The sequence below is a fragment of the Aestuariirhabdus litorea genome, from assembly GCF_003864255.1.
In the GTDB taxonomy this organism is placed as follows: domain Bacteria; phylum Pseudomonadota; class Gammaproteobacteria; order Pseudomonadales; family Aestuariirhabdaceae; genus Aestuariirhabdus; species Aestuariirhabdus litorea.
In genome coordinates, this window is sequence record NZ_QWEZ01000002.1 from 115,089 (window position 1) to 127,574 (window position 12,486).

At 60.3% G+C, this 12,486-nt stretch carries 8 protein-coding genes; 3 read left to right on the forward strand and 5 right to left on the reverse strand.

Translation table 11 applies throughout. The annotated features are described in order from the left end of the window. Positions 1-78: 78 nt before the first annotated feature. Positions 79-1,851: a hypothetical protein gene (locus D0544_RS10595; RefSeq protein WP_125016041.1), complete on the forward strand. Its 1,773-nt coding sequence runs from the start codon at positions 79-81 to the stop codon at positions 1,849-1,851. 159 nt (positions 1,852-2,010) lie between these two features. Then, positions 2,011-4,089 (forward strand): EAL domain-containing response regulator, encoded by a 2,079-nt coding sequence (locus D0544_RS10600; protein WP_125016042.1) that lies wholly within the window; start codon positions 2,011-2,013, stop codon positions 4,087-4,089. Between the two features lie 84 nt (positions 4,090-4,173). Here the strand turns inward: D0544_RS10600 and serB are convergent, their stop codons facing one another. Continuing rightward, entirely contained in the window at positions 4,174-5,385 is a 1,212-nt protein-coding gene (gene serB / locus D0544_RS10605; protein ID WP_125016043.1) for a phosphoserine phosphatase SerB, read from the reverse strand. A gap of 152 nt (positions 5,386-5,537) precedes the next feature. On the opposite strand from serB, the gene D0544_RS10610 reads away from it, so the two are divergent. After that, complete coding sequence (locus D0544_RS10610) at positions 5,538-6,716, forward strand: hypothetical protein (protein ID WP_125016044.1); 1,179 nt, start codon at positions 5,538-5,540, stop codon at positions 6,714-6,716. A gap of 16 nt (positions 6,717-6,732) precedes the next feature. On the opposite strand, the gene parC is transcribed toward D0544_RS10610, so the two are convergent. From parC to cpdA, 4 genes are all read right to left on the reverse strand, one after another. After that, entirely contained in the window at positions 6,733-8,985 is a 2,253-nt protein-coding gene (parC, locus tag D0544_RS10615) for a DNA topoisomerase IV subunit A (RefSeq protein ID WP_125016045.1), read from the reverse strand. Positions 8,986-9,022: 37 nt separating this feature from the next. Then, positions 9,023-10,912 (reverse strand): DNA topoisomerase IV subunit B, encoded by a 1,890-nt coding sequence (gene parE / locus D0544_RS10620; RefSeq protein ID WP_125016046.1) that lies wholly within the window; start codon positions 10,910-10,912, stop codon positions 9,023-9,025. A 12-nt stretch (positions 10,913-10,924) separates the two neighbouring features. Further along, complete coding sequence (locus D0544_RS10625) at positions 10,925-11,548, reverse strand: YqiA/YcfP family alpha/beta fold hydrolase (RefSeq protein ID WP_125016047.1); 624 nt, start codon at positions 11,546-11,548, stop codon at positions 10,925-10,927. A 94-nt stretch (positions 11,549-11,642) separates the two neighbouring features. Further along, positions 11,643-12,446: a 3',5'-cyclic-AMP phosphodiesterase gene (cpdA, locus tag D0544_RS10630; RefSeq protein WP_279387271.1), complete on the reverse strand. Its 804-nt coding sequence runs from the start codon at positions 12,444-12,446 to the stop codon at positions 11,643-11,645. Between the last annotated feature and the right edge of the window lie 40 nt (positions 12,447-12,486).

Here is a 12,486-nt window from a genome sequence, read left to right on the forward strand (position 1 = left end):
CTTGTATCATTGGATATATTTACTTTCGGAGAGTATCGAGCCGGAACCGCATAATAAGGGTGGAGCAACACCAGGTAAATGGATAACGATATTTCACATCTTCAGCTGAGGGTGCCCCAGCGGACGCAGAGCGAGCTCAGTTTCTGCCTGCCTACCCCCTCAGCCCTGGAAAGCTGGCTGAGCGGCCTGCCAAAGGCCAATCTTGGCGAAATTTCACGCCTGCTTTACAGCGCCCTGGTCGAGTTGAACAAGCTCAACACCAAGCCCCAGCTTCGCTTTCAGTTACTTGAACTGCTCCGCCCCACCATCTATTACACCCTGAGCGCCCTGAGCAAACACTATCTGGGGCAAAGCGTCATTCTCAACGAGCAGCAGAAAAAAGTGGCCAACCTGGCCCAGGCGCTGCAGACCAACCTCGCGACAGGCTACAAGCACATCATTCTCGACTGCCACGCCCTGGAGGATGAGCGCCAGCTGTGTTGCAATGCGATTCACCGCGCCATCACGGAGCTGTCACGAGCCCAGCTTCGTGCTTACCAACTCTATTGCCCGCCACCCCGTTATCTGTGGCTTGAGCTCGGCCAGCTCTTCCAGGCTGCGGAGCATCTTCACCTTCTGGACCAGGAGGTTGCTGACACGCAGAACGCCTTTATCACGGCCAGCTCCGCCCGCACCCTGTTCACCCGTATCCTGCTACTGAGCTGCAGCCGCCCTAACCAGCTACGCCAGGCTGACCTCAGCCAGGTGTTCGATGTGCTGGAGCTTTGGGCACCCAGGGCATCGGTGCAGGTGATTGGGCGTCATGATCCTACCTTTATCATCAACCTCGAGGCGGACCATCCCCCCAGCTATTTTGCCCTGACCCGGGAGCCGGTCACCATCGCGTCCCGGGGACTGGACAGCGTACCCCTGATGCAAGCGCTTATGGTGGCGCAGAAGCGTCCCGCGCTGTCGACAGACCAGCAGCCGATCACCATCCCCAAGTCAATGTCGCCCGAACTGATCAAGCACCTGATCCAGGCCTGGGGTCCCCTGAAAGAGCGCGCATTCAAACGCATCAACGCCAACGGTGCACTGCAGATCACCGTTGGCCTCTCCGCTACCCACTACTTCCTCAGCGGTGAAAAGGATTTCAATGAGCAGCTTATCGCCTACAGCGCGGCCTCCCGCAAGGCGCGCTTTATGGCTGGCGGCTTGGGATCCGACGCCTGGTCCAACGCCTTCGATGCCGATACCTCTGACCTGAAGCTACACTCCCCGTTACGGGATGGCGAGGAGATCGCTTTCAAGCACAGCAGCGACAAGACGGTTACCCACTACCAGATCCATGAGACCCATCTGCTCGATACCAGCCCGGGTGGCTACTGTGTTGTCTGGCCGGGCAACCTGCCCCCCCAGACCCAGTCGGGAGAGCTGATCGGCGTACGTGAGAGTGAAACCGACCAATGGTGCCTGGCTGTCATTCGCTGGATCAAGGTGGAGTCCCCGGAGCGCGCCCTGATGGGTATTGAACTGTTGACTCCCAACGCCCAGCCCTGCGCGCTTTCGCTGCTGCGCAAATCCAGCGACGCCAGCCTGGCAATGCGAGCCTTCCTGCTGCCGGAGATCATGGCGATCGCACAGCCAGCTACCCTGATCACCCCCCTGCGCCCCTTCGAGGAGGGCAGCAAGGTTCTACTCAACCAGAGGGGCAAGGAGAGCAAGGGGCAGTTGACCCATAAACTGATGGGCACCCGCAGCTTTTCCCAGTTTGAGTTCAAGTTTCTCCAACAGCTTCTCGGCACAGAGTCGGATCAGGGCGGTGGGGCCGATGACGAGGAAGACTTCACCTCGGTCTGGAAACTGCTTTGAACCATTCGGCAGATTTCGTCACCTCTACGACCTGTCCACACTTTTCAATCGTGCCCTGATTGAACTGTGGTACGATATCGGCACACAGGGCTCCACGCCCACCCTTGCTCAGATAAGAGCCAACCCACCGGTAATTGAAGATCAACGATTCGTCGCACTATGGCCAAGGAAAAAAAGACTCTACGCCTTCTGATCATCGAAGAATCTCAAAACGATGCCGAACAGCTCGTTAATGTCTTTCGTAATTCAGGCCACGCCACCCGAGCCCATAGAACGATCTCTGCCGAGGCGCTGGAAGAGGAGCTGCAAAGCCAAACCTGGGACCTGCTGCTGGCCAGCGAGGCCAGTGATGAGATAAGCGCCGACCAGGCGCTGGATATCGTTAACTCCCTCCATAAGGATATTCCGGTTCTGTTAATGTTGCCGGAGCCCAGCAGTGAGCAGATCACCGAGGCCCTGCAGAAAGGGTACCGCGACGTTATCCCTTACGACGAAGACAAACGGCTGGTACTGGTGGCCAACCGCGAGCTCGCGCAGCTCGAAGAGCGCCGTCGCCGGCGCCAGCTCGAGGTAAGCCTGAAAGAGACCGAAAAGCGCTGCCAGCTTCTGCTCGATAGCTCGGTCGATGCCATCGCCTACATTCATGACGGCATGCACATCTATGCCAACCGCGCCTACGTAGAACTGTTCGGGTATGAGGATGCTGACGATCTGGCGGGAATGCCCATCATCGACATGGTGGCCCCGGAGAATCAGGCCGAAATCAAAAAGGTGTTGAAAGAGTTTCACAACCAGGGAAGCGGCGAGGGCAAACTCACCTGCTCCGGCCAGCGCCAGGATGAGAGCCAGTTCCAGGCCAATATGGAGTTCTCACCCGCCATCTACGACGGCGAGCCCTGCGAACAGGTGGTGATCCGGGTTGACACCGGCAACCCGGAGCTGGAGGAGAAACTCAAGGAGATCAGCACCCAGGACCTTGTCACCGGGTTGTTCAACCGGGACTACTTCTCCCAGCAACTCGATGCAGCCATCGAAAAGGCGGTCGGGGGCAAGCAGAACAGCGCCGTGTTTTATATCTCACTCGATAACTTTGGTGAGATTCGAGACAAGGCAGGCATTTCGGGCACCGACCTGGTACTGACCGATGTGGGTTCCCTACTGAAAGAGAACGTTCCCAGCCCCAATGTGCTGGCCCGCTACGGCGATGACATCTTCCTGGCCCTGGTGGCCCACGACCAACTGGACAAGCTCAAGGCGATTGCCGACAAGATTTGCGCTGAGGTTGCCGAGCACATGTCCGATGTCTCCGGTGTCACCGTACAGACCACCTGCAGCATCGGTATCGCCATTGTCAACGAAACCACCAGCTCAGCTGATGGCATCATGGACCGCGCCCAGCGCGCCGCGAGTCGTGCACAGGCGGGCGGCGGCAGCCGCTGTCACCTGCACAACCCCAAAGATGACATTGAAGCCCAGGCCAACAAGGGCGATGTCGGCGCCATGATTCAGCAGGCACTGGATAACAACAGCTTCAAGCTGTTGTTCCAACCCATCATCAGCCTGCGGGGTGACACCCACGAGCACTACGAGGTGCTGTTGCGACTGATCGACGCCGACGGTAAAGAGGTCAGCCCCAAGGAATTTATGAGCGTTGCCCGCGAAACCGGGCTAAGCACCAAGATCGACCGCTGGGCGATCCTGCAGTCGATCAAACTGCTGGCGGCGCACCGGGCCAACAACCACGACACACGCCTGTTCATCCACCTGAGCGGCGACTCCATCATGGACCCAACTCTTCCACCCTGGCTCAGCGTGGCCCTCAAGGCTGCTCGCCTGCCCAGCGATGCGATCATCTTCGAAATCTCCGAGACCGACGCCACCACCCACCTCAAGCAGGCCAAGGTGCTGACCAAGGCGATCAACGAGCTTCACTGCCGCGTGGCCCTGGGTCATTTTGGGGGCTCCCTTAACCCCTTCAACAATCTCAAGCACCTGGATGTTGCCTTCGTTAAACTGGACGGTTCCTTCTCCGAGGATATCGATAACAGCGACACCTTCGAGAGCATGAAGAACATGATCAGCTCGCTGCAAAGCCAGGGCAAGCTCACCATCGTCCCCATGGTCGAAAGCGCTTCCATGCTCTCCGTCCTGTGGCAGGCGGGGGTTAACTACATTCAGGGCTACTACCTGCAGGGCCCTACGGAGCATATGGATTACGACTTCTCCAACGACATGTAGGCCTTAAGCCTCCACGCAGGGCAATAAAAAGGGCAGCTCACCGGCTGCCCTTTTTATTGCGCTTGAGATATCAGGGGTGCCTCATTACACCTGGTCGCGGTCCCGGAAGCCGATCAGGTAGAGGATGGCATCCAGCCCCAGAGTAGAGATCGACTGTTTAGCGCTCTCCTTGACGATGGGCTTGGCGCGGAAGGCGACCCCCAGCCCTGCAACGCTGAGCATGGGTAGGTCGTTGGCACCATCCCCCACAGCGATCACCTGCTCAAGACGAATCCCCTCCTGCGCCGCGATCTGCTGCAGCAGCTCCGCCTTGCGCTGGCCATCCACTACGGTCCCCGTTACCCGCCCGGTTACCTTGCCCTCCTCAATCTCCAGCTCATTGGCGTGAACATAATCGATCCCCAGCCGCTGCTGAAGGTGCTTCGCAAAAAAGGTGAAGCCGCCCGAGAGGATGGCGGTCTTATAACCCAATCCCTTGAGGGTGGCGATCAGTGTCTCGGCGCCCTCGGTCATGCGCAGCTGGCCGGCGATGGTGGCCAGTGTTGACTCCTCCAACCCTTTCAGCAAGGCAACTCGTCGGCTGAAGCTTTCGGTGAAATCGATCTCACCACGCATCGCTTGCTCAGTAATCTCGGACACCTGTTCGCCAACGCCCGCAGCCTTGGCCAGCTCGTCAATCACTTCCGCCTCGATCAGGGTCGAATCCATATCGAACACCACCAGGCGGCGGTTACGCCGGAAGATGCTGTCCTCCTGAAACGCGATATCCACCTCCAACTCGCTGGAGATATGCAGGAAATCAGCCTTCAACGCCTCCAGGTCCGGCACTGAGCCGCGGACCGAGAATTCCAGGCAAGCCTTATTCTGCGGAGTCGGGTGCTCCAGCGAAACCCGGCTCGAGAGGCGGTTGATGCTATCAATATTGAGGCCATGGTTGGCCGTGATCCCTGACACACGTGCAATCTGGTCAGCACTGATTGAACGTGACAGCAGGGTAACGATGTAGCGCGCCTTACCCTTGCCGCTGACCCACTGCTCGTACTCCTCGGCGGAGACCGCATCGAAGCGGACCTGCAGTCCCAGCTCGTGCATATGAAACAGCAGGTCCTTGAGCAGCGGCGATGACTCCTTCTCAGAGGGAATCTGCACCAGGATGCCCCAGGTCAGGTGGTCGTGAATAACCGCCTGCCCAATATCCAGAATGGTCAGGTTAAACTGCGCCATGATACCGGTGATCGAGGAGGTCAGGCCCGGCTTGTCCTGCCCCGACACATTGATAAGGATGATCTTGCTCACTGGAGTTGATCCGCTGAATGAACTGGTTCGCTATTGTAACCGAGAGCTTTTGCAGATGCTTCAGTGAGGGACAGAATCCTCTATTCAAGTTACAATGACGGCGCAGTCACCGACTGCTTCTCCCCCTCTGTAACCCTGACCGGACATCCTCCGTGCCCGATACGCTGAAAACATTGGCCCGCCAGCACACCGGCCCGCTCCTGATGCTTTTTTATGCCGCCAGCCTGGCTCTCTTCTGCCTGATCGCCTACCAACAAATCCGCTTCACCAGCGAAACCCAGGCCTATGTTTTCGGTGATACCCTGGCCTCCCAAACCGCCAGCCAGGCGACTGAGCTGCTGGTCAGCAATGACATCCTCAGCCTCAACGTGATGCTCAACCAGCTCAGCGAAAACCCCTACATCGCCGCCATCAATATCTACAGCATTGATAACCAGCTGCTGGCGGGGCGTGATTTTGACCACAACGCCGCGGGGCGCCTCTTTACGGCTCCGGTGCACTATCAGGAGGTGATTGCCGGTTACGTGCGTGTTCGCCTCAATGACCGGTACATCCGCCAACCGGCCCGCGATGCCATCACCCTGATCCTGCTCTCCGCACTCCTGCTATCGGTGATCGCCTTTCTCATCCTCCGTCACCTGCCCGTCCATCAAGGAGAGCGCTTCCCCCTCACTGCGCCGGCTCCCAGCGCCTCCAGGCAGGACGAAGCTGCCGCCGATCCCCTCCAGGGGGTGGAGCCAGAGGAGGAGGAACCCTATATCGACAGTGACGCCAGCGCCCTGCTCTGCATCCGCTTCAACAACCAGCCAACCCTGCAGCAGTGCATGAACCCCGGCGACTTCAAGCAACTACTGGAACAGCAGACCCGCGCATTACGCCATGCCGCTCGCCTCTACAACGGTGAGTTAAGCTACTCCGCGGAGGGACAGGCCTATCTCAGGTTTCCCGAGCGGTTTAACGAAGACTACCTGTTCAGCGCCCTCTGCTGCGGACTGCTACTGGAGCGGCTCAGCCAGCTCCGCAAGCAACAGCAGCAGCCCCGCTTCAGCCTGGGCCTCGGCATGAGCCACCAGCACGAGGGGGAGGCGGTAGATGAACACCCGCTGCGGCGACCTACGGCGCCCTCCATCGCCTTCCAACTGGCGACCGCCGAGCTGCGCAGCGGAATCACGGTCTGCCCTGAAATAGCCGACATCCTGCAGGATGAAAGCCGGGTCGAGATCGAAGCGCAAGGCCCCCATGCCGGCCCCCGGGTCACCTCGGTTCACAGCAGCTACCAGCACCTCCTGGAGCAGCAGTGCCAGCAGATGGCCGCCCACGCACTGGGCTGACCACGGAGGGCTGTGATCAGCCCTCGGCCTCTATCCGATCCACCTTCTGAAAACCACGCGGCAACTTGTTACCCCTGCGCCCCCGCTCCCCGCGGTAGTGCTCAAGATCCGAAGGGCGCAGGTTAAGGTGACGCTTGCCGGCATAAAGCACCAGCGTCTGGGTGGGTGATAGCACCGTCAGGTCGATCACGAACTCCTCCCGCGACGCCACCCGTGCCGAGGCAATATTGATGATCTTGTTGCCCTTGCCGCGGGCCAGCTGGGGCAGGTCCGCTACCGGGAACAGCAGCAGGCGACCCTCGTTGGTGACCGCCGCCACCAGCTCCTGTGAGAGGTCGGTGATCGCCACCGGCGGCAACACCCTCGCCCCCTTGGGCAGGCTGAGTGCAGCCTTACCGGAGCGATTTTTGCTTTGCAGCTCGCCGAGGGTGGTGACGAATCCATAGCCGGCATCGGAAGCCATCAACAGGGTCTGGCGCTCCTCACCGATCAGCATCCCCTCAAAACTGGCGCCGGAGGGCACGTTCAGCCGACCCGTCAGGGGTTCACCCTGGCCCCGGGCAGAGGGGAGACTATGGGTAGTGACGCTGTAGCTGCGCCCGGTGGAGTCGATCACCACAGTAGGCTGGTTGCTGCGCCCCTTCACCGACAACTGATACTCATCCCCCGACTTGTAGCTGAGGGCCGCCGGATCAACATCGTGCCCCTTGGCCGAGCGGATCCAGCCTTTTTTCGACAGCACTACGGTCACCGGCTCCGCCGCCATCAGTTCGGTTTCATCCAGTGCACGGGCCTCACCACGCTCCACGATGGGTGAGCGACGCTCATCCCCATAGCTCTCGGCGTCGGCAATAATCTCTTTTTTGATCAGGGTCTTAAGGCGAGCCTCGGAGCCCAGGATCTTCTCCAGTTTCTCACGCTCCTGCTCGAGCTCCGACTGCTCGGTGCGGATCTTCATCTCCTCCAGGCGCGCCAGCTGGCGCAAGCGGGTATCGAGGATGTAATCGGCCTGCACCTCGGTGAGCCCGAAGCGCTCCATCAATACCGGCTTGGGCTCATCCTCGGTGCGGATGATATGGATTACCTCATCCAGGTTGAGGAAAGCGATCAACAAACCATCGAGCAGGTGCAGGCGCTTGTTGACCTTGTCGAGCCGATACTGCAAACGCCGGCGCACGGTTTCGGTTCGATAGCTCAGCCACTCCCGCAGCAGCTGGTCGAGCGCCTTCACCTGGGGACGGCCGTCGATGCCGATCAGATTGAGGTTTACCCGGTAGGTGCGCTCCAGATCGGTGGTGGCGAACAGGTGGTTCATCAGCTGTTCGGTGTCGATGCGGTTGGAACGCGGTACGATCACCAGGCGTGTCGGGTTCTCGTGGTCGGATTCATCCCTGAGGTCGGCCACCATCGGCAGCTTCTTTTTCTGCATCTGGTCGGCAATCTGCTCCAGCACCTTGGCGCCGGACACCTGGTGGGGCAGCGCCGTGATCACCAGATCGCCATTCTCACGCTGGTAGACCGCCCGCATCCGCAGGCTGCCGCGACCGCTCTGGTACATCTTCAGCAGTTCGGCCCTGGGGGTGATCAGCTCAGCTTCGGTCGGGAAGTCGGGCCCCTTGATATGCTCGCACAGCTGCTCCAGGGTCGCCTTCGGCTCCTCCAGCAGGCGCACGCAAGCCGCCGCTACCTCCCGCAGGTTGTGGGGTGGTATATCGGTGGCCATGCCGACCGCAATACCGGTACCGCCGTTAAGCAGCACATTGGGCAGGCGCGCCGGCAGGGTGGCGGGTTCATCGAGGGTGCCATCGAAGTTGGGGACCCAGTCCACGGTCCCCTGCCCCAGCTCCCCGAGCAACACCTCGGAGTAGGTGGAGAGCTTGGCCTCGGTATAACGCATCGCCGCAAAGGACTTGGGGTCATCGGGTGAGCCCCAGTTACCCTGCCCCTCGACCAGCGTATATCGGTAGGAGAAGGGCTGAGCCATCAACACCATCGCCTCGTAGCAGGCGCTGTCGCCGTGGGGGTGAAACTTACCCAGCACGTCACCAATGGTACGCGCCGACTTCTTGTATTTGGCGCTATTTTTCAGCCCCAGCTCACTCATGGCGTAGACAATACGCCGCTGCACCGGTTTGAGGCCGTCCCCCACGTGGGGTAGTGCACGGTCGAGAATGACGTACATCGAGTAGTTGAGGTAGGCGTTTCGGGTGTAATCCCTGAGGCTTTGGCGTTCGACGCCATCGTCGCCAATAATAATCTGGTCTGTCATACGACTGCTGTTCTCTAAATCGGTTCGGGAGGTGGGGTTACACTTCGGCCAGGTTGCCGCTGCTCTCCAACCACTCTTTGCGGTCGGCGGCGCGTTTTTTGGCCAGCAGCATATCCATCGAGCTGGTGGTGTCATCGCCCTGGTCAACCGTCAGTTGCACTAACCGCCGGGTGTCGGGCGCCATGGTGGTCTCCCGCAGCTGCAGCGGGTTCATCTCACCCAGTCCCTTGAAGCGCTGGACGTTAACCTTGCCCCGCAGTTTTTCGGCTTCGATGCGATCGAGCAGCCCCTGCTTCTCGCCATCATCGAGGGCATAGAACACCTCCTTGCCCACATCGATCCGGTAAAGGGGGGGCATGGCAACAAAGATGTGGCCCGCCTCCACCAGCGGTCGGAAATGCTTCACAAAGAGGGCGCACAGCAGGGTGGCGATGTGCAAACCATCGGAGTCCGCATCGGCAAGGATGCAGATCTTGCCGTAGCGCAACCCCTCCAGGTTGTTGGAGCCGGGGTCCACCCCCAGCGCCACCGAAATATCGTGGATCTCCTGGGAAGCCAGCACCTCGCTGGAGTCCACCTCCCAGGTGTTCATGATCTTGCCCCGCAACGGCATAATCGCCTGGAACTCGCGATCCCGCGCCTGCTTGGCACTACCACCGGCGGAGTCCCCCTCCACCAGAAAGAGTTCGCCGCGGTCGGAGTCCTGGCTGGAGCAGTCCGCCAGCTTGCCCGGCAGGGCCGGACCGGCGGTCACCCGCTTTCGCGCCACTTTCTTGCTTGCGCGCAGACGACGCTGGGCATTGCTGATGCAGAGTTCGGCCAGCGCTTCGGCTTGAGCCGTATGCTGGTTTAGCCACAGGCTGAAGGCGTCCTTGACGATACCGGAGACGAAAGCCGCGCATTCGCGGGAGGAGAGCCGCTCCTTGGTCTGGCCGGAAAACTGCGGGTCCGCCAGCTTGGCCGACAGTACATAGCAGCAGCGATCCCAGATATCGTCCGGGGAGAGTTTGACACCACGGGGCAGCAGGCTACGGAACTCGCAGAATTCGCGCAGCGCCTCGAGCAAGCCGGTGCGCAACCCGTTAACGTGGGTGCCCCCCTGAGCCGTTGGAATCAGGTTGACGTAGCTCTCGGTGACCAGCTCGCCTCCTTCGGGTAACCACTGAACCGCCCAGTCTACCGCTTCGGCGTTACCGCTCATGGAGCCGATAAAGGGCTCGGGGGGGAGGGTCTCCCAGCCACGGGTGGCACCAATAAGGTAGTCCTGTAAGCCGGACTCAAACAGCCACTCCTCCGAGGCGTCCCCCTGCAGGTCGTTGAAGATCACCTTCAGCCCGGGGCAAAGCACCGCTTTCGCCCGCAACACGTGCTTGAGGCGCGGAATGGAATATTTGTGGGAGTCGAAATACTTGGGGTCGGCCAGAAAGCGCACCATGGTCCCGGTGTTACGCTTGCCGCAGCTGTCGATCACCTCCAGCTCGGTCGCCTTGTCTCCGTTGGTGAACCCCATACGATAGACCTGGCCATCGCGGCGCACGGTGACTTCGAGACGGGTGGAGAGGGCGTTGACAACCGATACCCCTACCCCGTGGAGACCTCCCGAGAACTGGTAGTTGTCGTTGGAAAACTTGCCCCCAGCGTGAAGCCGGGTGAGGATCAGCTCCACCCCGCTGACCCCCTCCTCAGGGTGTATATCCACCGGCATCCCGCGGCCATTATCGGCCACCTCCAGCGAGTTATCGGGGTGCAGGGTCACTGTCAGCTGGCTGGCGAAGCCGGCCAGCGCCTCATCCACACTGTTGTCGATGACCTCCTGCGCCAGATGGTTGGGGCGGGTGGTTTCCGTGTACATCCCCGGGCGTTTGCGCACCGGGTCAAGTCCGCTGAGTACCTCAATGGCTCCAGCGTTATAGGTATGATTGCTCATGTCAGGGTGATATCACTTGGCATCAGTAAAATGGAAAAAACGGTAGATCTCCGGCAGCGTCGCTTCAAAACCATCGAAGCCGTGGGAGCCCCCCTCCTCAACCCGCTGCCGGCAACCTGCGTAGCGCTTAACGGCACGGCGATAATCGAGGGTTTCATCACCGGTTTGAACCAGCAGCAGGCAGTCGTCGGGCGCACTCGGCCCCTCAACATCCAATAGCGCCAGCTGGCGTATGTGGTCCATGGTCAGCTCGTAGCGCTCCCCGGTGTAGAGGTTCTGCTGCTCGCCCAGATAGCTTTCCCAGTACTCGAAGGGGCGTACCCCGGGGTTGATCAGCACCAAGGGAATGCGGGTACCGGGCGCCGCTTCGGCCAGCAGCCGCTCGCGCAACCAGGTGCCGTAATACCCCCCCAGTGAACTCCCGATCAGCGCCAGTGGACGCTGACCGACCAGTGGACGCAGGCGGGTAAACATCAGCTTCACCGCCTCGGCGGGCCAGTGGGGCAGATCCGGTAGCCACAGCTCGCAGTCAAAGGCGCGCTGCTCGAGATCCTGCTGTAACTGTCGCCCCTTTACCGAGCTCGCCGAGCTGTTGAATCCATGAATGTAGAGCAGCAAGGGAACAGGGTTGGTCATCGGTCAGAGGGCCACGCAGCAGGAATTGTTGGACGAAGCCCTGAAGAGTAAGCAAAACGTTGCGGCGAAACAAGCGGATCCCTGCCCGCGCCGCTTAATAGCCCATCAACTCTCGATTAATCGTGAGCTCGTGGGGACTGACCCGGTGCACCTGGGTGTCAAAGGAACCGTCGTCGTACAGCTCGAGGGTTCGCAGCCCTGGCATCTCCTCGGTGACGCCAAAGCTATCGGACAGCGGCGCAAACTGAAAGCAGGTGGCAGGCGTGGTCAGCAGGGTCACCCCCTGGTGCCGGCGCTCCTGATGCTGGTGTACATGGCCGCAGAGCAGGATCACCTGCCCCTGCGCCAGGGCCAGCCGTTCCCAAAGCTGTTGCTGGTTGGCGATGGCAATACGATCCATCCACTGGCTACCAACCGCCAGGGGATGGTGATGCATACAGATCAGGCTGTGGCCCTTAAACGCTCTCAGGCTCCGCTCCACCAGCTCCAGCTCCGCCTCCGCCAGTGCCCCACCCACTTCACCCTCTACCTGGGAGTGCAGCATCAACAGCTGCCATGACCCCATAACGATCCGCTTGCTCAGCGTCTGGGGCTGGTCGGCCAGGGCTTCGGCCATCGCCAGGGCGTTGTCGTGGTTACCACAGATCCAGTGGGAAGGTACGTTGAGGGGAGCAATGCGCTCACGCAGGAGGCGATAGGAGTCAGGTGTGCCATCCTGGGCCAGATCGCCGGTCAGCAGCAACCGGTCTGGAGAGGGCAACGAGCGGGCGAGCTCCAGCACCCAGTCGAGGGTCTGGGAGGTGTCTACCCCCATCAGCCGACCGTCCGCATCGGCAAACAGATGGCAATCTGTAATCTGCATCAGTTTGATAGCAGGTGATGAACCTGAACTGGGCAAAACAAAACTCCCCGCGTGCGCTTGCCGCCATCCTCAAAGA

Excerpts from the sequence above, each read along its gene's own strand:
- parE (WP_125016046.1), bottom strand. The coding sequence starts at position 10,912 with ATGAGCAATCATACCTATAACGCTGGAGCCATTGAGGTACTCAGCGGA.
- D0544_RS10600 (WP_125016042.1), top strand. The coding sequence starts at position 2,011 with ATGGCCAAGGAAAAAAAGACTCTACGCCTTCTGATCATCGAAGAATCT.
- parC (WP_125016045.1), bottom strand. The coding sequence starts at position 8,985 with ATGACAGACCAGATTATTATTGGCGACGATGGCGTCGAACGCCAAAGC.
- D0544_RS10595 (WP_125016041.1), top strand. The coding sequence starts at position 79 with ATGGATAACGATATTTCACATCTTCAGCTGAGGGTGCCCCAGCGGACG.
- D0544_RS10625 (WP_125016047.1), bottom strand. The coding sequence starts at position 11,548 with ATGACCAACCCTGTTCCCTTGCTGCTCTACATTCATGGATTCAACAGC.